The sequence below is a fragment of the Actinomadura coerulea genome, from assembly GCF_014208105.1.
In the GTDB taxonomy this organism is placed as follows: domain Bacteria; phylum Actinomycetota; class Actinomycetes; order Streptosporangiales; family Streptosporangiaceae; genus Spirillospora; species Spirillospora coerulea.
This window is the reverse complement of sequence record NZ_JACHMQ010000001.1, coordinates 2,910,405-2,928,884: the sequence shown is the minus strand read 5'-3', so window position 1 is coordinate 2,928,884 and position 18,480 is coordinate 2,910,405. Positions and strand designations below refer to the sequence as shown.

General features: G+C 73.3%; 17 protein-coding genes. 10 read left to right on the top strand and 7 right to left on the bottom strand.

The annotated features are described in order from the left end of the window. Positions 1 to 100: 100 nt before the first annotated feature. Entirely contained in the window at positions 101 to 2,299 is a 2,199-nt protein-coding gene (gene hypF / locus BKA00_RS13575) for a carbamoyltransferase HypF (protein ID WP_185025235.1), read from the top strand. 107 nt (positions 2,300 to 2,406) lie between these two features. Here the strand turns inward: hypF and BKA00_RS13570 are convergent, their stop codons facing one another. Next, a complete protein-coding gene (locus BKA00_RS13570; protein WP_185025234.1) occupies positions 2,407 to 2,808 on the bottom strand; it encodes a pyridoxamine 5'-phosphate oxidase family protein in 402 nt (133 codons plus the stop codon). An 87-nt stretch (positions 2,809 to 2,895) separates the two neighbouring features. On the opposite strand from BKA00_RS13570, the gene BKA00_RS13565 reads away from it, so the two are divergent. After that, positions 2,896 to 4,605 (top strand): MFS transporter, encoded by a 1,710-nt coding sequence (locus BKA00_RS13565; RefSeq protein WP_230299025.1) that lies wholly within the window; start codon positions 2,896 to 2,898, stop codon positions 4,603 to 4,605. A 90-nt stretch (positions 4,606 to 4,695) separates the two neighbouring features. Here the strand turns inward: BKA00_RS13565 and BKA00_RS13560 are convergent, their stop codons facing one another. Beyond that, complete coding sequence (locus BKA00_RS13560; RefSeq protein WP_185025233.1) at positions 4,696 to 5,817, bottom strand: DUF2637 domain-containing protein; 1,122 nt, start codon at positions 5,815 to 5,817, stop codon at positions 4,696 to 4,698. A gap of 265 nt (positions 5,818 to 6,082) precedes the next feature. Beyond that, positions 6,083 to 6,766, bottom strand: coding sequence for a dioxygenase family protein (locus tag BKA00_RS13555; RefSeq protein WP_185025232.1), 684 nt, complete (start codon positions 6,764 to 6,766; stop codon positions 6,083 to 6,085). Between the two features lie 239 nt (positions 6,767 to 7,005). On the opposite strand from BKA00_RS13555, the gene BKA00_RS13550 reads away from it, so the two are divergent. The 6 genes from BKA00_RS13550 to BKA00_RS13525 all read left to right on the top strand — a co-directional run bounded on the left by BKA00_RS13550 (position 7,006) and on the right by BKA00_RS13525 (position 12,327). Beyond that, positions 7,006 to 8,037: an AraC-like ligand-binding domain-containing protein gene (locus tag BKA00_RS13550; protein WP_185025231.1), complete on the top strand. Its 1,032-nt coding sequence runs from the start codon at positions 7,006 to 7,008 to the stop codon at positions 8,035 to 8,037. Between the two features lie 98 nt (positions 8,038 to 8,135). Further along, positions 8,136 to 9,440 carry an erythromycin esterase family protein gene (locus BKA00_RS13545; protein ID WP_185025230.1) on the top strand — a complete coding sequence of 435 codons (1,305 nt, stop codon included), beginning with the start codon at positions 8,136 to 8,138 and terminating at the stop codon, positions 9,438 to 9,440. Between the two features lie 27 nt (positions 9,441 to 9,467). Next, a complete protein-coding gene (locus BKA00_RS13540; RefSeq protein WP_185025229.1) occupies positions 9,468 to 10,256 on the top strand; it encodes a DUF427 domain-containing protein in 789 nt (262 codons plus the stop codon). A gap of 85 nt (positions 10,257 to 10,341) precedes the next feature. Continuing rightward, positions 10,342 to 10,971, top strand: coding sequence for a LysE family translocator (locus BKA00_RS13535; RefSeq protein WP_185025228.1), 630 nt, complete (start codon positions 10,342 to 10,344; stop codon positions 10,969 to 10,971). A 49-nt stretch (positions 10,972 to 11,020) separates the two neighbouring features. Further along, entirely contained in the window at positions 11,021 to 11,725 is a 705-nt protein-coding gene (locus BKA00_RS13530) for a Crp/Fnr family transcriptional regulator (protein WP_230299024.1), read from the top strand. 35 nt (positions 11,726 to 11,760) lie between these two features. Then, entirely contained in the window at positions 11,761 to 12,327 is a 567-nt protein-coding gene (locus BKA00_RS13525) for a TetR/AcrR family transcriptional regulator (protein ID WP_185025227.1), read from the top strand. Here the strand turns inward: BKA00_RS13525 and qcrB are convergent. Both qcrB and BKA00_RS13515 read right to left on the bottom strand, forming a co-directional pair. Further along, positions 12,319 to 13,989, bottom strand: coding sequence for a cytochrome bc1 complex cytochrome b subunit (gene qcrB / locus BKA00_RS13520; RefSeq protein ID WP_185025226.1), 1,671 nt, complete (start codon positions 13,987 to 13,989; stop codon positions 12,319 to 12,321). The genes BKA00_RS13525 and qcrB overlap by 9 nt on opposite strands. Positions 13,990 to 14,126: 137 nt before the next feature. Further along, complete coding sequence (locus tag BKA00_RS13515; RefSeq protein WP_185025225.1) at positions 14,127 to 14,768, bottom strand: hypothetical protein; 642 nt, start codon at positions 14,766 to 14,768, stop codon at positions 14,127 to 14,129. A 282-nt stretch (positions 14,769 to 15,050) separates the two neighbouring features. On the opposite strand from BKA00_RS13515, the gene BKA00_RS13510 reads away from it, so the two are divergent. Beyond that, positions 15,051 to 15,590, top strand: a complete 540-nt coding sequence (locus tag BKA00_RS13510) for a DoxX family protein (RefSeq protein ID WP_185025224.1) — start codon at positions 15,051 to 15,053, stop codon at positions 15,588 to 15,590. A 55-nt stretch (positions 15,591 to 15,645) separates the two neighbouring features. After that, positions 15,646 to 16,464 carry an acyl-CoA thioesterase gene (locus tag BKA00_RS13505; protein WP_230299023.1) on the top strand — a complete coding sequence of 273 codons (819 nt, stop codon included), beginning with the start codon at positions 15,646 to 15,648 and terminating at the stop codon, positions 16,462 to 16,464. A gap of 121 nt (positions 16,465 to 16,585) precedes the next feature. Here BKA00_RS13505 and nrfD read toward each other — a convergent pair whose 3' ends face one another. Beyond that, entirely contained in the window at positions 16,586 to 17,623 is a 1,038-nt protein-coding gene (gene nrfD / locus BKA00_RS13500) for an NrfD/PsrC family molybdoenzyme membrane anchor subunit (protein WP_185025223.1), read from the bottom strand. Beyond that, positions 17,620 to 18,447 carry a 4Fe-4S dicluster domain-containing protein gene (locus BKA00_RS13495; protein WP_230299038.1) on the bottom strand — a complete coding sequence of 276 codons (828 nt, stop codon included), beginning with the start codon at positions 18,445 to 18,447 and terminating at the stop codon, positions 17,620 to 17,622. Before BKA00_RS13495 ends, nrfD begins: the two co-directional genes overlap by 4 nt. Positions 18,448 to 18,480: the final 33 nt, after the last annotated feature.

Genomic DNA, 18,480 nt, shown 5'->3' with positions numbered 1-18,480 from the left:
CACGCCCGGCGTCCGCCCCGCCTTTCGCGGAGTCGTCGTTGAGACACGCCCTGTAGCCGCCTTCGGTCGCCGACGGTGATCGGGAAGGCAGAATGGCGGGGTGGACGTCAGGGTCGGTGTCCGCGTCGAGGGGGTCGTGCAGGGCGTCGGTTTCCGGCCGTTCGTGCACGGTCTCGCGACCGGCCTCGGGCTGTCGGGGCTGGTCGGCAACGACGCGGGCGGCGTTTTCATCGAGGTCGAGGGCGACCCCGACGAGGTCGGGCGGTTCCTGGACGGGCTGCGCACGCGCCCGCCCCGGCTCGCCCTCGTCGAGCGCGTCACCACACGGGAGCTGGACGCCGTGGGGCGCGGCGGCTTCGCCATCGTGGGCAGCGACGCGTCGGGCGAGCGCCGGGCCCTCGTGTCGTGGGACGCCGCCACCTGCGACGACTGCCTGCGCGAGATGCGCGATCCGGGCGACCGGCGCCACCGGTATCCGTTCATCAACTGCACCGGCTGCGGGCCGCGCTTCACGATCGTCACGGGCGTTCCCTACGACCGTCCGAACACCACCATGGCGGGCTTCGCGATGTGCGGACCGTGCGCCGCCGAATACGGGGACCCGGCCGACCGCAGGTTCCACGCCCAGCCGGTGTGCTGCCCGGCCTGCGGCCCGTCCCTCGCCCTGCGCCCCCACGCCGACGTGCCCCTGGAGGCCGCGCGGACGATGCTGGCGCAGGGCGGGGTCCTCGCGGTCAAGGGCCTCGGCGGCTACCACCTCGCGGCGCGGGCGGCGGACGCCGGTGCGGTCGCCGCGCTGCGCTCCCGCAAGCACCGCGAGGCCAAGCCGTTCGCCGTGATGGTCCCCGACCTGGAGGCGGCCCGGGGCCTGTGCGAACTCTCGGAGGCCGAGGAGGACCTGCTCACCGGGCCGCGGCGCCCGATCGTGCTCGCGCGACGCCGGCCGGACGCCGCCCTCGCGGACGCGGTCGCACCGGGCAACGGGTCCGTCGGCCTCATGCTGCCCTACACCCCGCTGCACCACCTGCTCGTCACCGAGCCCACCGTCCTGACCAGCGGGAACGTCTCCGACGAGCCGATCGCCTACCGCGACGAGGACGCCGTCGAGCGGCTCGCCGGCATCGCCGACGCCTTCCTCCTGCACGACCGCCCCATCCACACCCGCACCGACGACTCCGTGATGCGGACGTTCCGCGGCCGGCCGCTCCCCGTCCGCCGGTCCCGCGGCTACGCGCCGGAGCCGATCCCCGTCCCCGTGGGTCGCCCGGTGCTGGCGTGCGGCGCGGAGCTGAAGAACACGTTCTGCCTGACCCGCGACGGCCGGGCGTTCGTCTCCCACCACATCGGCGACCTGGAGAACCACGAGACGCTCCGCGCCTTCGAGGAGGGCATCGGCCACTTCCGGCGGCTGTTCGGCATCGCGCCCGAACTGATCGCCTACGACCCGCACCCGGAGTACCTGTCCACCAAGTACGCGCTCGACCAGGACCTGCCGGGGATCGCCGTCCAGCACCACCACGCGCACATCGCCTCCTGCCTCGCCGACAACGGCGCGACCGGCCCGGTGATCGGCGTCGCGTTCGACGGCACCGGGTACGGGACCGACGGCACCCTGTGGGGCGGCGAGTTCCTGGTCGCCGACCTGCGCGGCTTCGAGCGCGCCGGGCATCTGGAACCGGTTCCGCTGCCCGGCGGCGCCGCGGCGATCCGCGAGCCGTGGCGCATGGCGGCGGCCTACGGGGTCCCGGACGACCTGCCGGTGGCCCGCCGCCCCGGCTGGGCCGCGGTGACCGCCATGGCCCGGCACGGCGTCAACGCTCCGCCGACCTCCAGCATGGGCCGCCTCTTCGACGCGGTCGCCGCCGTCCTCGGCGTCCGCGACCGCGTCGACTACGAGGGGCAGGCCGCCATCGAACTGGAGCAGTGCGCCGATCCCGCCGAGACCGGTGTCTACCCGGCGACCCTGAGCGGCACGGCCGGCTTCACGGTCCCGGGCGGCGAGATCGTGGACGCGGTGGTGAGCGACCTCAGGGCCGGCGTCCCCGTCCCGGTGATCGCCGCGCGGTTCCACAACGGCGTCGCGGCTCTGGTCGTCGACGCCGCCTCCCGCATCAGGTCGGAGACGGGCATCGGCACGGTCGCGCTCTCCGGTGGGGTGTTCCAGAACATGCTCCTGCTCGACCGCGCCGTCTCCGGCCTGACCGACGCGGGCTTCGACGTGCTGACGCACCACCGCGTCCCGCCCAACGACGGCGGCATCAGCCTCGGCCAGGCGGCCGTCGCCACCGCCCGCGGCTGACGCGGGGACCGGGCTGGCCGGATCCGGATGTGCCGCCGCTTGCACCGGCGACACCTCACCGATGGACCGTGCCCACCAGGCGCGCGGCACCGGAGGCCGGGACGGTGTCAGAGGTTGCCCAGGACCCGGGTCGGGGTGATCTCGATGACGACGCGGTTCGGGTTCGGGCGCGGGGGCTTGTAGCGGGCGGTGTAGAGCTCCTCCGCGCGGGCCACCGAGGCGGGGTCGGTCCGCAGGACGGCGCGGCCCTCGATGGTCGACCAGCGGCGGCCGTCCACCTGCGTGACCGCGACGGGCAGGCCGGACGCGCCGGCGTCGCGGACGTGGCGGGCCTTCGCCGAGGAGGCCGAGGTGATCACGCGCACGGTTCCGGCGTCCAGCGTCGCCCCGACGGGGACCGAGTGCGGGGTGCCGTCCGGGCGGAGGGTGACGAGGGTGCACACATGGCGTTCCCGCCAGAAGGCGATGAGGCGCTCGTCGGCGAGGTCCAGCCGGTGTCGTCCGTCCACCGGAGTAAGCCTATCCAGACTGGCCGGTTTCGACGGGTTTATGATTAGTTAGCGTAAGAAACTATCTGATACGGGGGAGGGTGCGGCGTGCCGTCCAAGCACTATCCGTGGATCGCGCTGAGCAACACGACGCTCGGCATGCTGCTGGCCACGCTCAACTCCTCGATCGTGATCATCTCGCTGCCGGCGATCTTCCGCGGCATCCATCTGAACCCCCTGGAACCGGGCAACGTCAGCTACCTGCTGTGGATGCTGATGGGCTACATGCTCGTCTCGGCGGTGCTGGTGGTGACGCTCGGGCGGCTCGGGGACATGTTCGGGCGCGTCCGGATGTACAACGCCGGGTTCGCGGTCTTCACGGTCGGGACGCTCGTGCTGGCGCTGGACCCGCTGCACGGGGGAGCCGGGGCGCTCTGGCTCATCGGCTGGCGGGTCTTCCAGGGGATCGGAGGCGCCATGCTCATGGCGAACTCGGCCGCGATCCTCACCGACGCGTTCCCCGCCCACCGGCGCGGCATGGCGATGGGGGTCAACCAGGTCGCGGGCATCGCCGGGACGTTCATCGGCCTGGTCGCCGGCGGGCTGCTGAGCGAGATCAACTGGCGGCTGGTGTTCTTCGCCTCCGCGCCCATCGGGATCCTCGGGACCGTCTGGGCGTACCGGAGCCTGGTCGAGACCGCCAAGCGGGCGGTCGGCGCGAGGATCGACTGGCTCGGCAACGTGACGTTCGCGGTCGGGCTGACCGCGCTGCTCGCCGCGATCACCTATGGGATCCAGCCCTACGGCGGTCACGACATGGGCTGGACGAACCCCTGGGTGCTCGCCGGGATGATCGGCGGCGCCGCCGTCCTGGCGCTGTTCTGCTGGATCGAGACCAGGGTCGAGCAGCCGATGTTCCACCTGAGCCTGTTCCGCGTCCGGGCGTTCGCGGCCGGCAACCTGGCCGGGCTGCTCGCCGCGATCTCGCGCGGCGGGATGCAGTTCATGCTGATCATCTGGCTGCAGGGCATCTGGCTGCCGCTGCACGGCTACGACTACGAGGCCACCCCGCTGTGGGCGGGCATCTACCTGCTGCCGCTCACCGCCGGCTTCCTGGTCGCCGGGCCGATCTCGGGACACCTGTCGGACTGGCACGGCGCCCGCGCGTTCGCCTCCGGCGGCCTGGTGCTGTCGGCGCTGGCGTTCGCCGGGCTGCTGGTGATCCCGACCGACTTCGGGTACACCACCTTCGCGCTGCTGATCTTCCTCAACGGGATCGGCTCCGGGCTGTTCGCCGCCCCCAACACCACCGCGATCATGAACTCGGTCCCGGCGGACCAGCGCGGCGTGGCCTCCGGGATGCGCGCCACCTTCATGAACGCCGGCATGGTGCTGTCGATCGGCGTGTTCTTCTCACTGATGATCGCGGGGCTGGCGGACACGCTGCCGAGGACGCTGACGCGGGGCCTGACCGAGCACGGCGTCCCCGCCGGGCCGGCCGCGCAGGTGGGGCAGCTGCCACCGGTCGGCACGCTGTTCGCCGCGTTCCTCGGCTACAACCCGATCCAGAACCTGCTCGCGCCGTTCCACGTGCTCGGCGGGCTCGCGCCGGACGACGTGGCCACGCTCACGGGCCGCTCGTACTTCCCGCACCTGATCTCCGAGCCGTTCCACCACGGCCTGGTCATCGTGTTCGGCATGGCGATCGCGATGTCGCTGGTCGCGGCGCTGGTGTCGCTGCTGCGCGGGCGCCGGTACGTGCATGACGACGACGCCGGCGAGCCCGCCCTGCAGAAGGCGGGCCGCGGCACCGCCTGACCCCGGCCCCGGCCGAAGGCCTCCCGCTAACGCGGAACGGCCGCCCGCGGTGGCGGGCGGCCGTTCCGGAACGCGCGGAAGAGCGCGGCGTCAGACGCGCCAGGACTGGACGAGCGCGTCCAGCGTCACCTGGTCGTAGACGATGCCCTGGGCCTTCAGCTCCTGGGCGACCAGCTCACCGTCGCCGTGGTGCTTGGCCAGAAGCCGGTACACCGCGTACGGGAACCAGTGGTTGTCGCTGATCCGCTGGATCTCCGCCTCGTCGCAGCGGTAGCCCTCGGCCCTGACCTCGGCGAGCGTCGCGGCGACGTCGCCGTGGCGGCGTTCGAGGATGTCGATGACGAGGGACCGCAGGTTCTCCGGCGCGGGCCCTGCGGGCACGTCCTCCTCGGGGACGGTGCCGTAGGAGCTGCGCCCGTTGAGGCTGCCGCGCGACGCCGCGCTGACCACCGCCAGCTCCGGCTCCGGCTCGGGGGCCGGGGCCGGGGCGGGCTCGGGGGCCGCGGTCGCGGCGGGAGCCGCGGCCGGAGCGGAGGCGGCCGGTGCGGCCGGAGCCCGTGCCGCCTCGCCCGCGGGCGCGCCCTTGGCCTCGGCGGACCTGCCCGCGGTCCCGGACTCGATCGCCTTGCCGGAGTACCCGGGCACCTGGATCTGCGGGAACGGGCCGGTGTTGCGCAGCGGCATCAGAGTGATCTGGTTCAGCGTGACCGGCCCGGCGATCGCGCGCGTCTGCGGCTCGGGCTGCTTGGCCTCCTCCTCCTCTGTCCGCTGCGACACGTACCGGTGCAGCGTCCGCAACAGGACGAACAGGCCGAGCATCGACACGATCGGCGGGACCGCGGCCGTCGCCTGGAAGGAGAAGGTCTTGTGGCCGACATGGCCGACGTTGAAGATGAGGCTGGCCGTCCAGCCCGCGAGGGCGATGGTCAGCGGCAGGCAGAAGTCGAGCCAGCTCATCAGGGCCCGGCGCTTGATGACGAAGGCGTCTATGGCCAGCAGGAACAGCCCGAGTTCCCCGACGATGATGAACAGGTCGACCAGCAGGGGGAACGACTCGGCCTTCCAGCCCCGCAGGCCGTGTTCGAGGGCCCAGTGGTAGAGACCGGCATAGGACTGGGCGAAGCCACCGGCGGTGGCGGTCAGGACCGCGGCCGCCATGAAGGCGATGGCCCCCCACCGTGTGATGACCTGTGCCCGGTTGGCAGCGCTCATGTGGCGTGTGCTCCCAGATTCCTTACACAACCAAAAGTGATCGGTGGGAGACTATCCATTCCTTTGCCGTTTCGTGGGCGAATCGCATCACGTCTCGGTCCCGTTCCCCGCGAAACGGCGCGGCGCGCCGGGGGAACCTCACGAAAAGCCGCAGGCGGGGGCCCCGCGGTCACATGGGCGGGAGCCCCCGCCAAGGCGCGCCGGTGCCTTGGCGGGGGCGGGATTCCGCGGGAGCGGTGACGGAATCCGGCCGCGGAACCCCCGGTCAGGGAACCTGGAGGACGAAGTCGAACTTCGCGGTGCGTCCGCTGGGACCGGTCTGGACCTTCATGAGCAGCGCCGGGTCGTAGAGCATGTCGGAGCTGTTCCGGGGCTCGTTCGGGAAGTACAGCTGCGTCGTCAGGATCTGCTGGTAGGGGGCCTGGGCCTTGACGTGGATGTGCCGGGTGCGGCCGGGGTAGAGGCCCGGAACGATCGTCGTGAGGGTGAATCGTCCCGCCGCGTCCGTGTATTGATGCCCACGGAGCTTGTAGCCGTAGTTGTCGTAATTGCCGTAATAATCCGCCTGCCAGAAGTCGAGCAGGGCGTGGGCCACCGGCGTGCACGACATCGAGTAGACGATCCCGGACACCGTGAGGGGGGTCCCCGGCATGCCGGGCGTCACGATCGACGCGCGCTCGGGGGAGCCGGGCTTGAAGTAGGGGCCCTCCATCTGCGAGTGCGTCGGGGTGTCGTCCCCGTCGTCGCACTTGGGCGTCGGGGTGAGCGGCCGCTGCCCGGTGCGGGCCTGCGCGGGCGCGGTCACCGCGGACACGGCGGTGGGCAGCGCGAGCGCGCCGATGCCCGCCGCGCCCGCGGCGACGATGAAGTTCTTGCGGCTGATGCCGTTGTCCTGGCCGCCGGTGCCGGGTTCGCGGCCGGTGCCGGTTTCCTGCTCGTCCGCTGGCATGGGGGTTCCTCTCGGGGGTCGTCCGGGATCTTCCGGTTGGCGGGGCTCCCTGGGAGTCGGTCCGCGACATGTATAAGCCGCCGGGGAAGGGGCGGTCTTGCCCCTGCGTGCCGTGACTTTGGCGCCGAGTGCCAAAGCCCGCCCGAAGCGTCGTGCTGACTCGCTCATTGACCTTCCTGACGCGCCGTAGAAGCCTTGCGGGTGGCGTCCGAGACCCGCCCGCCGACCGGAGGAGCGTCATGCCCACGCTCGTTGACACCTCGGACCACCCTGCCCGCGACCAGGCGGACCTCTGGCGCCACATGATCAGTTCGGCCTTCGGGCCGTTCCACGTGCAGCCGCGCCTGCCCGGCGGGTTCGCCGCCCGGCTGATCGGCCGGGCGCTGGGCCCGGTGGAGGCCGGCGACGTGCGCGCGCCCGCGCACGCGGTCCGGCGCAGCGCCCCGCAGATCGCCCGTGACACCCGCGAGTGCTACAAGCTCGGCCTGGTGCTGCGCGGCTCGTGCGTGCTGCGGCAGAACGGCCGCCGGGCCGTGGTCGGGGCGGGAGACGTGGTGTTCTACGACCTCACCCGCCCGGTCGAGATCTCCTTCGACGCCCACCACATCTTCACCGTGGTGATCCCGCACAGCGCCGTCCCGCTGCCGCGGGAGCGCCTCGCCGCGTTCGGCGGCACCCTGCTCGGCGGGCGGGGCCGGACCGGGCGGCTCGTGTCCTCCTTCCTCGGCGCCCTGGCCGAGAGCGGCGCCGAGGACGAGGAGCGGGGCGCCGCCGGACCGGCCGCGGGGTGCGGGACCGCGGCCGGCGCGTTCGGCGGGGCGGCCGACGAGATCTACGCCCACCACCTCGGCGGCGCCCTGGTCGAGCTGGTCACCGGCGCGGCCAGCGAGTGGCTGGGCGCGCCGGCGTCCCCGTCGCCGGAGGGAGCGGAGATGCTGCGGGCGATCGAGGAGTGGATCGAGGCGCGCCTGCACGACCCGTCGCTGAGCCCCGCCGCGATCGCGGCCGCGCACCACATCTCCGTCCGCCAGCTCTACCGGGTGTTCGCGCCGACCGGGACGACCGTCGCCCGGTACGTCCGGACGCGCCGCCTGGAGCACTGCCGCCGCGAACTCGGCGACCCGTTCCTCGGCACGCAGCGGATCGGCGCGATCGCCAACCGCTGGGGCCTGCCGGACGCCGCCGCGTTCAGCCGCGCGTTCCGCGCCGCCTACGGCCAGACCCCCAGCGACTACCGCGCCCGCACCACCGGCATCAGGCGGGACGGCTAGCGCCCCCGAATCCCCGCCGGCGTGAATCGATTCCCGGATCCCGGGAAGGCGAAGAAGAGGACCTGGAACGCGATGGAGGACGCGGAGGGGGACGCGCCATGCGAGGTCGGGAGGGCCGCGCCGCCGCCGACGTGCGCGGAGCCGCGCTGCCGCTGGAGTACGCGGAGGATCTGGACCCGCTCCTCGACCGGATCGGGGACGCCCGGTGCGTGCTGGTCGGCGAGGCCAGCCACGGGACCCACGAGTACTACGCGTGGCGGGCGGCGCTGACCAGGCGGTTGATCGCCGAACGCGGGTTCGGGTTCGTCGCCGTCGAGGGCGACTGGCCCGACTGCCGCCGGGTCGGCCGCTGCGTGACGCTGGCGCCGGGCGCGCCGGGGGACCCGCGGGACGCCCTGAACGCCTACGAGCGCTGGCCGACGTGGATGTGGGCCAACGAGGAGACCGTCCGGTTCTGCCGGTGGCTGCGCGACCGCAACGCGGGCCTTCCGCCGGGCGAGCGGGCCGGCTTCCACGGCCTGGACGTCTACAGCCTCTGGGAGTCGCTGCGGGCGGTCGTCGACCACCTGGCGGAGCATCGCCCCGAGTACCTGGACACGGCGCTGAAGGCGTACCGCTGCTTCGAGCCGCACAGCGGCGACCCGCGGTCCTACGGATGGAACACGGCACTGGTCCCCGAAGGGTGCGCGGCCGAGGTCGGGGAACTGCTGGCCGCGCTGCGCCGCCCGGCGCGCTCGGGGGAGGCGGGCGACGCGGAGGAGGAGTTCGACGCCCTGCAGAACGCCGAGGTGGCGGCGGGCGCCGAGCACTACTACCGCACCATGCTCGACGGCGGGCCGGAGCCGTGGAACGTCCGGGACACCCACATGGCCGACACGCTGGACCGGTTGATGGGATTCCACGGCGGAAAGGCCGTCGTGTGGGCGCACAACACCCACGTGGGGGACGCGCGGGCGACCAGCATGGCGGGCGCCGGGATGGTCAACCTCGGCCAGCTCGCCAGGGAGCGCCACGGGGACGACGCCGTCGTGCTGGTCGGTTTCGCGGGCGGCCCGGGCGAGGTCGTCGCGGCACCGGCCTGGGGCGCGCCGATGGAGGTCATGCACGTCCCGCCGCCCGCGCACGGCTCGCTGGAGCAGGTGCTGGCGGAGTCGGAGCTGCACCGGGCGATGTTCGTCGTGCCTCCGGAGCGGGACAAGCCCGCCTTCTTCACCGACACGCTCGGGCACCGCGCGATCGGCGTCGTCTACGACCCGGACCGGGACCCGCGCCAGTACGTTCCGACACGGCTCGCCGAGCGCTACGACGCGCTGTGCTGGTTCCGCGCCACCTCGGCGCTCCAGCCGCTGCATCTGGAGGCCGCGCGCCGTGGTGAACTGGAGACGATGCCGACCGGTGTCTAGTAGTCAGGCAGTCCGAGGAGCCGCGCCATGTCCTTGACCAAGCAGCCGGGCCCGCTCGCCGGTTCGCCCGGAGACGAGGTCAACTTCACGATCGACGGGCCGGCGCACCGGCTGTTCATGCACGAATTCCCGCGCCGGGTGCGCGCCCGCTTCGCGGGGGAGACGGTGCTGGACACCGAGCGCGGGAGGCTCCTGCACGAGACCGGGCTGCTGCCCGTCCTCTACGTCCCCGAGGAGGACGTGCGCACCGACCTGCTGGAGAAGACCGCCCACTCGACGCACTGCCCGTTCAAGGGCGACGCCGCGTACTGGACGGTGCGGGTGGGCGACCGGGCGGCCGAGAACGCGGTGTGGGGCTACCCGGAGCCGAAGCCGGAGGCGGCGTGGCTGCGCGGGCACATGGCCTTCTACTGGGGCCGTATGGACGCCTGGTTCGACGAGGACGAGGAGGTCCACGGCCATCTGCGCGACCCGTTCCACCGCGTCGACGTCCGCGCCACGTCGCGGCGCGTGCGGGTGCTGCTCGGCGGCGAGGTGGTCGCCGAGACGGGGCGGCCGATGCTGCTCTCGGAGACGGGGCTGCCCAACCGCTACTACATCCCGGCCGAGGACGTCCGCCGCGACCTGCTGACCCGCGGCGAGAAGCGGACGTTCTGCCCCTACAAGGGCGAGGCGACGTACTGGTCGCTGGCCGGCGCCGAGGACGCCGCCTGGTCGTACGAGAGCCCCCTGGAGGACGCGGGGAAGATCGCCGGGTACCTGTCGTTCGACCACGAGGCCCTGACGGTCGAGGCCCAGCCGCCCCCGGCCGCCTGACCTCCGCCTGCCGCCCGCCCGGTGACGCGGCCGCGGGCGCGTATTGCGCTCGCGGGGCGGCGGCCTCCTGCCGCATGATTTCGGCATGGTTGACACCTCCCTTTATGCGGCGTTCGTTGTCGCCGCCCTGGCGCTCTGCGTCACCCCCGGACCCGACATGATGTTCATCGTCGCGATGGGCGGGCGCGGCGGCCCGGTCACGGGCCTCATGGCGGCGGCGGGCGTCGCCACCGGCGCCCTGACGCACGCCGTCGCGGCGACGCTCGGCCTCTCGGCCCTGTTCACGGCGCTGCCAGCGCTGTACCACGTGCTGCGCTGGGCGGGCGCCGCCTACCTCCTCTTCCTCGCCGTCAAGTCGTTCCGGGACCGCGGCGAAACCGGCGAGGAGGGCGCGGCCCCCGTCGGCCCGGGGCGGCTCCGCGCGTTCTGGCAGGGCGTCGTCACGAACCTGCTGAACCCCAAGGTGATCCTCTTCAACATCGCCTTCCTGCCGCAGTTCGTGAACCCCTCCATGGGGCACCCGATGCTGCAGCTGCTCGTGCTGGGCGTCACGCTCGTCCTGATCGGCCTGGTCGTCGACGGAGGCGTCGGCCTGCTGTCCGGCCGCCTCGCGAACCTGCTGCGGCGCAGCCGCCGCGTCGCCCGCGGGCTGAACATCTTCAGCGGCACCGTCTTCACGGGGCTCGCCGTGCGCCTTATGGCCGTCCCCAAGTAAGGGCCTGCGGGTTTACAGTTCTGGTAACCCCGAGCAAAGGAGGCGGCTGTTGGTACCGTACGCGGCGTCCTCTCCGCCTTCCGCGTTCTGGTCGGCGCTCGAACCCGCGCAGCGGACCGCGCTGCGCGACGCCGCGCGTCCCCGCACGTTCCCGGTCAAGGCGCCGCTGGTGTACCAGGGCGACGAGTCCGACCATGTGATCATCATCGAGCGGGGCTGGGCGAAGGTGACCTCCGCGACCGAGGACGGCCACGACGTGGTGCTGGCCGTCCGCGGCCCCGGCGACCTGCTCGCCGAGAGCGCGGTGCTCGGCGGGCGGCCGCGCGCCGCGACCGTCACCGCGCTGTCCCCGATCCGCGCCCTGGTCGTGCCCGCGGCCCGCTTCACCGGGTTCCTCGACGCGCACCCGGACGTGTGGATGCTCGTCACCGGTACCTTCGTCCAGCGCATGGACGACTCCGACCGGCGGCTGACCGCCCACATCACGAGCCGGGGACCGGAGCGCCTGGCGGCCCTGCTCGCCGACCTGGCCGAGCGCTCGGCCCAGCACGCCCCGCCCGCGGCGGACGGGTCGATCGAGATCGGGCCGCCGCTGTCGCAGGAGGAGCTCGGCAGCTGGATGGACGCCTCCCGGGAGACGGTCGCCCGCGCGCTCAGCGGGCTGCGCCGCGAGGGCCTGATCCGCACCGGCTGGCGCAGGATCACCGTGGTGGACCTGGCCCGCCTCCGCGCGTTCGCCAAGGAGCACGACTGACCGGCCGCCCGTCCCCCCGCTCTAGGATTCCGGTCATGAGCGGCGACGGCTACCACCACGGCAACCTGAGGCGGGCCGTGCTCGACGCCGCGATCGAGGCGATCGCCGAGGCGGGCCCGGCGACGTGGAGCCTGCGCGAGCTGGCGCGCCGCGCCGGGGTGTCGCACGCGGCGCCCGCGCACCACTTCGGCGACAAGACCGGCGTGCTGACGGCCGTCGCCGCCGAGGGGTACGCGCTGTTCGCCGACGCGCTGGAGGCCGCCGGGAGCGACCTTTACGGCGTCGGGCTCGCCTACGTGCGGTTCGCCGTCGAGCACCGGGTGCACTTCGAGGTCATGTTCGCGCCCGCGCTCTACCGCCCCGACGACCCGGAGGTGGCCGCCGCGCGCGAGCGCGCCGGCCGCGTCCTCGCCGAGGGCGTCCGCGGCGCCGTGCCCGGCCGTCCCGCCGACGACCGGACGGCCGGGATCGCCGCCTGGTCGATCGTGCACGGCTTCGCCCACCTGTGGCTGAGCGGCGCCCTGCGCGACCTCGGCGACGACCCCGTCGAGGCCGCAGGCCCGGTCATCCGCCTCCTGTTCGAGCGCTCCGGGTCAGTGTGACGCGGCCTTCTCCTCGACCGCCGGCCGCTCGCCGTCCGGTTCGGCCGGGCCTCGTTCGGGGACGACGGCCAGGTCGGCGCGGAAACGGCGGTTGAGAGCGGCCCGCACGCGTCCCCTGGCGGTGCGGCCGCGGGGGCTGTCGACGTCGTCCACGGGCGGCGGGACGTCCAGGTCGGCGGCGGGCGCGGGGCGCGGATCGGTGATCGCGGCGATCTCCTCGTCCGGGAGCGGGCGCTCGACCTCGCTGAACCCGCCGTCCGGCGACTGGCGGATGACGCCGGTCTCCAGCCCGTGGTGGGCCAGGCCGAGGTCGCGGCGTTGCAGGCCGACGCAGATCCGGTAGGTGACGGCGTAGGCCAGGACCGGTCCGAGGATGATGAGGAACCGGAAGAACCACGTCGTCCAGAACAGCGAGACGTCGAACTTGTCGGAGAGGACGTCGTTGCCGCCCGCGAGCCACAGCCCCCCGTAGAAGACCACGCCGCCGACGCCGATGCCGGTGCGGGCCGGGACGTCGCGCGGCCTGTCCAGCAGGTGGTGGATCTGCGAGTCGCCGGTCACCCAGCGTTCCAGGAACGGGTAGACGGCCAGCCCGGTGAACAGCAGCCCGGGCACCACGAGGGCCGGGACGACCACGCTCATCGCGACGGTGTGGCCCCAGACGCTGATCTCCCAGGACGGCATGATCCGCAGCGCGCCCTCCAGCCAGCCCATGTACCAGTCGGGCTGCGACCCGGAGCTGATCGCGCCGGGGTCGTAGGGCCCGAACAGCCAGATCGGGTTGATCTGGAAGAACGCGGCCAGCAGGGTCGTCACGCCCAGCACCCACAGGAAGAACGCCGTCGTCTTGGCGATGAAGACGGGGAAGAACGGGTAGCCGCGGACGGTCGTGTTCGAGCTGCCCTTGCCCGGGAACTGCGTGTGCGTCTGCCGCCAGGTCAGCACGACGGCGTGCAGCGGGATCAGCGCCGCCAGGATCCCGGGGATCAGCAGCACGTGGATGACGTACAGGCGGGGGATGATGTCGGTGCCCGGGTACTCGCCGCCGAACAGGAACATCACCGCGTACGAGCCGACCAGCGGGAGCGACGCGAGCACGCCCTCCAGGATGCGCAGGCCCGTGCCGGAGAGCAGGTCGTCCGGAAGCGAGTAGCCGAACAGGCCGTTCAGCATCACGAGCATGAACATGGCGATGCCGATCAGCCAGTTCAGCTCGCGGGGCTTGCGGAACGCCCCGGTGAAGAAGTTCCGCAGCATGTGCACGAGGATCGCGCCCATGAAGATGAGCGTGGACCAGTGGTGGATCTGCCGGACGAGCAGCCCGCCCCGCACGTCGAAGCTGATCTTGAGAGCGGAGGCGTACGCCTCGCTCATCTCCACGCCCTTCAGCTTCGTGTACGAGCCGTTGTAGACGACCTCGTGCATGCTCGGCTTGAAGAACAGCGTCAGGTACACCCCGGTCAGCAGAATGATCACGAACGAGTACATCGCGATCTCGCCGAGCAGGAAGGTCCACTGGTCCGGGAAGGCCTTGCGCAGCGCCTTGCGCGCGAAGCCGGTGGTGCCGAACCGCTCGTCCAGCGCCCGTACCGTGACGTCCAGTCCCCTGGGCGGCCTCCGCGTGCCGGCCCGCGCCCCGCCGGGCGCCCTCGTTCCCGCCATCGTCCGCATCCCTCCGTCGCGCTCTGGGCAGTCGCGCTTCCGGGCATGAGACCGACCCTGGGCCGCGAATGTGACATTCCGGGATGTGGGCCGCGTCACATGACGAGACGGTCATGCGGGGTTCTCGGCGGGCGGGCTCAGCGCCCTCGGGCGGCGAGCCCGCCGCGGCGCAGGTAGCGCGGACGCCAGCGCGCCCGGTAGCAGAGCCGGATCGGCGGCGGCAGCAGCCCCAGCACGGCGCGGCGGGTACCGTCCGGGGCGCCGTCGAGCAGCCAGGGCAGGAACACCCCGAGCCCGCGCAGCCCCAGCCCGCGGCGGAGCTCCACGTCGAAGGCGCCCCATTCGAACGGGGTGAGGGTCTCCTGGATCAGGGGCAGGACGTTGGACTCCTTGAAGTCCAGCAGCGCGTCCACCGAAACCCGCAGATCGCGCGCGTACCGGGCGAACGCGCCGCGGTCGCGGTGCTCCAGCGCCGCCTCCAGGCCGTCGATCAGCGGGACGGCCTTCAGGGCCAGCGACGCCATGGCGTCGAGGACCACGCCGACCCGTCCGGGCCCGTCGGCGTCCTTGGCGTACATGACGGTCCAGAGGGCGTTCTTCTCGGCGCGGTCCTGAAGGCTCCAGTGGGCGGTGAACAGGGTCCAGCCGTCCGCGGCCCGGGCCCACCCGAAGGCGGAACCGGGCCGGGCCGCGACCTCCAACCGGGCGGTGTCGCGGCGGAAGGCGTCGTAGGCGGCGTACAGCATCGTCAAATCGAACTTCCTCGCCACGCTGTCCATGCCGCCTCCCAAGCTCTCCGCGCCCGTACCGCTCACAGAGAAAGATGGACCGGACGCACCCGAATGTGACGCGATGCGGAGCCTGACCTTCTGTGATCTGCCCCACGGGCGGCGCGATATGCGAGGGAGGAGACGGCCCGGCGGTCGGCGCGCCGGTGCCCGGCGATACGGAGAGCGTTGAGGAAGGCCGCGCCCTGGTTGGAAGTCGCACACACAGCGCTGAGCACCCGCCCGGTCCGGTACGTTACTGGGCGTTTCCAGCGCACGAGGAAGGGGCCGGGCATGGCTGTGGACGCGGCGGGGATCGACATCGCCTCCCTTCTCCTGCGGGTGTCCGTCGGAGGCACCCTCGTGGCGCACGGCTGGAACCACGCGTTCGGCGGGGGGAGGATCGAGGGCACGGCGGGCTGGTTCGAGTCGATGGGGCTGCGGCCGGGGCGGCTGCACGCGCTGATGGCGACGGGCACCGAACTGGGCGCGGGCCTCCTGCTGCTGCTCGGCCTGCTCACACCGCTGGCCGCCGCGGGCGCGGTGGGCACGATGGCCGTCGCGCTCATCACCGCGCACCTGCGGAACGGCTTCTTCATCTTCCGCCCCGGGCAGGGCTACGAGTACGTGGTCATGATCATCATGGTGGCGTGCGCGGTGGGCGCGCTCGGCGGCGGCGCGGCGTCCCTGGACCGCGTCCTCGGGCTCGACGCCGACCTGTCGGGGTGGACGGGGCTGGCCGTCACCGCCCTGGCCGGGGGCCTCGGCGCCGCCCTCCTGCTGGCCGCCTTCTGGCGCCCCGGCAGGCGCCCCGCCCCGGCGCCGGAGGACTGAACGCGCGCGGCGCCCGCCCGGCCGGACCGCGCCCGGGTCGGATAACGTCACGAGCGTGCGACCCTCCATCTCCGAAGAGCCCGAAGCCCGGCTGGAGTCCCTCCATTCCGTCCTGGACCTGCTGGACCTGGAGGAACTCGACCGGGACCTCTACCGGGGCGCCCTCGTCTTCGACGACCCGTACCCGCTGTACGGCGGGCAGGTCGCGGCGCAGGCGCTGCGCGCGGCGGGCGGCACCGTCCCGGAGGGGCGGCTGCCGCACTCGCTGCACGGCTACTTCCTGCGCGGCGGCGACGCGGCACGGCCGACGATCTTCCGGGTGGACCGGGACCGCGACGGCCGCTCGTTCTCGGCGCGCCGCGTGGTGGCGCTGCAGGGCGGCGAGGTCATCTTCAGCATGTCGGTGTCGTTCCAGCGGCCCGCCGACGACGAGGACCGGCAGGTGCACCCGGCGCCCCGGGTCCCCGGGCCGGAGAACCTCCCGGCGTCGCCGGTCCCGCGGCTCTTCTCCATGGAGAGCCGCGTGCCGCCGCAGCCCTACGAGGCGGCCGACTTCCCGACGCGGCTGTGGTCGCGCTGCACCGCGCCGCTGCCGGACGACGACCTGCTCCACGCGTGCGTGCTGACCTACCTGTCCGACATCTCCAGCGGGCTGATCGCGCTGCACGACGGCGCGGCCCGGTCGGGGTCCAGCCTCGATCACGCCGTCTGGTTCCACCGGCCGGTCCGCATGGACGACTGGGTGCTGATGGACCTCGTCCCGCAGACGGTCGCCGCGGGGCGCGGCTGGTACACCGGAACGATCCACGCCGGGGACGGCGTGCTCGTCGCCAGCCTCACCCAGGAGACCCTCTTCCGCACGCCGCGCTCCTGACATGGGCCGGGCCGGCCCCGCACACGGGAGGCCGGCCCGCGGCCGGGCTACCGCCAGGCGTCGTTGGTGGTGCGGCTCGACGTGCCGGTTGTGTAGGTGCGGTTGGCTCCGCTCTCCCACGTCACGGCTCCCGCGTCGGTCCGGGACCGCGCGCCGCGAGGCGTTCCCGCTGGGGAACGACGGTGTACTTGGGGTCCTCGGCCGACTGCACGCCCGCGTGGAAGACGCCGAAACGCGTGCAGGCCGAACTCGCCAGAAGCGCCGCCCCGCTCAGCGCCGCCGCGGCCCGGCTGCGCCCGCCGAGCAGCACGCAGCCCGCGGTGCCCGCGGCCGAGAGGACCTCGCCCGCGCGCATGTAGGCTCCGGCCCTGCCCCGCCGGTAAGGTTCGGCGGCCAGCCCGGCCCGGCGCTCCAGCACCGCGGCCGCGGCCAGTTCCAGGCCGGCGCCGAACACGGCGGCGGTGCGCATCGGGGCGTTCTCCCGGACGGGGGCGGCGACCAGCGCCATGCCGGCCGCCGCGGCGGCGGCCGAGCCGACGAAGACGAACGGAAGCTCGCGGTGCGCCTCGTGCCAGGCGGGGACGGCGGTGTCGGCGGCGAGTACCGCGGTGTAGGCGGCGACGGCCGGGCCGAGCACGGCGGCCCCGGCGGTGGCGGCGCGGCCGAGGCGCGGGAGCAGCCCGGTCACCTCCAGCGCGGCGGCGGCGCCCGCGGCGGGGCCGTAGGCGGCCAGCAGCCAGGAGCCGACGCTCATCGGCGACGTCGGCTTCATGACGCGCAGCATGTTGTAGAACCGCTCCGGCCGCCCGAGGTCGTGGACCAGCGCGGCCGTGGACCCGCCGATGGCGGCCAGCGAGGAGATCTTCAGCGCCCGCGCGGCCGCCGTGCGCCCGGTCAGCTGCGCGCCGGCGGCGAGCACCGACCCCGCGCCGGCCAGCCCGCCGAGGAAGAAGTACCCCGCGATGTCCAGGGACTTCCACACCGGCGGGTTCAGGATGGGCTTGCCGTAGTAGGAGGTGAACTCCGCCTCCGGCACCATGGCCTTCTCGCCGCGCCCGCCCCGGCGCCGTCCCCGGCCGCGCAGGCCCTTGCCGATCTGGGCCTCCCGGCCGGGCCGCTCCCCGCGCACGCCCTCCTTGCCGACCTCCGACGAGCTCATCGCGCGCCCCCCTCGCGGCCGTGCGCGGCGAAGACGGTGGCGAGCCCGCCGAGCAGCGCGGCGGCGGCGACCCCGGCGTGCCGCCACATGGACGGCAGGTCGCGGGTGGTGACGACCGGATCCGGCGGCAGCCCGTACACCTCCGGCTCGTCCAGCAGGAGGAAGAAGGCGCCGTCGCCGCCGACGCCGTCGTCCGGGTCCTGCCCGTAGAGGCGGGCGTCCTCGACGCCGAGGCCGTGGAGCTGGTCCACGCGCATCGCGGCCCGCTCGCGCAGCTCGTCCAGCGGGCCGAACTGGATCGAGTCGGTCGGGCACGCCTTCGCGCACGCGGGCTCCTGCCCCACGCCGATCCGGTCGTAGCACAGGGTGCACTTCCAGGCCCGCCCGTCGCCCTTGCGCTGGTCGATGACCCCGTATGGGCAGGCGGGCACGCAGTAGCCGCAGCCGTTGCAGATGTCCTCCTGGACGACCACCGTGCCGAACTCGGTGCGGAACAGCGACCCGGTCGGGCACACGTCGAGGCACGCGGCGTGCGTGCAGTGCTTGCACACGTCGGAGGCCATCAGCCAGCGCATGCCGCCCGCGCCCGCCGCCGCCCCCTGGTCGGCGGCCCCGTGGTCGACGCCGGTCTCGTTCTGGCCGATCGGCTTGCTCTGCTCGATGAACGCGACGTGCCGCCAGGTGTCGGCGCCGAGGCCCTGCGTGTTGTCGTAGGACATGCCGGTGAACTCGAGGCCGTCCTCGGGGACGGCGTTCCACTCCTTGCACGCCACCTCGCACGCCTTGCAGCCGATGCACACCGACGTGTCGGTGAAGAAGCCCATACGCGGCGGGTGGTCGGCGTAGCCGGAGTCGGC

What these genes read in the sequence shown, in the direction of transcription:
- BKA00_RS13560 (WP_185025233.1), bottom strand. Translation starts at nt 5,817, where the DNA reads ATGAGCGCTGCCAACCGGGCACAGGTCATCACACGGTGGGGGGCCATC.
- BKA00_RS13535 (WP_185025228.1), top strand. Translation starts at nt 10,342, where the DNA reads ATGGTTGACACCTCCCTTTATGCGGCGTTCGTTGTCGCCGCCCTGGCG.
- BKA00_RS13515 (WP_185025225.1), bottom strand. Translation starts at nt 14,768, where the DNA reads ATGGACAGCGTGGCGAGGAAGTTCGATTTGACGATGCTGTACGCCGCC.
- BKA00_RS13550 (WP_185025231.1), top strand. Translation starts at nt 7,006, where the DNA reads ATGCCCACGCTCGTTGACACCTCGGACCACCCTGCCCGCGACCAGGCG.
- BKA00_RS13545 (WP_185025230.1), top strand. Translation starts at nt 8,136, where the DNA reads ATGCGAGGTCGGGAGGGCCGCGCCGCCGCCGACGTGCGCGGAGCCGCG.
- BKA00_RS13555 (WP_185025232.1), bottom strand. Translation starts at nt 6,766, where the DNA reads ATGCCAGCGGACGAGCAGGAAACCGGCACCGGCCGCGAACCCGGCACC.
- BKA00_RS13525 (WP_185025227.1), top strand. Translation starts at nt 11,761, where the DNA reads ATGAGCGGCGACGGCTACCACCACGGCAACCTGAGGCGGGCCGTGCTC.
- nrfD (WP_185025223.1), bottom strand. Translation starts at nt 17,623, where the DNA reads ATGAGCTCGTCGGAGGTCGGCAAGGAGGGCGTGCGCGGGGAGCGGCCC.
- BKA00_RS13540 (WP_185025229.1), top strand. Translation starts at nt 9,468, where the DNA reads ATGTCCTTGACCAAGCAGCCGGGCCCGCTCGCCGGTTCGCCCGGAGAC.
- qcrB (WP_185025226.1), bottom strand. Translation starts at nt 13,989, where the DNA reads ATGGCGGGAACGAGGGCGCCCGGCGGGGCGCGGGCCGGCACGCGGAGG.
- BKA00_RS13495 (WP_230299038.1), bottom strand. Translation starts at nt 18,447, where the DNA reads ATGGGCTTCTTCACCGACACGTCGGTGTGCATCGGCTGCAAGGCGTGC.
- BKA00_RS13510 (WP_185025224.1), top strand. Translation starts at nt 15,051, where the DNA reads ATGGCTGTGGACGCGGCGGGGATCGACATCGCCTCCCTTCTCCTGCGG.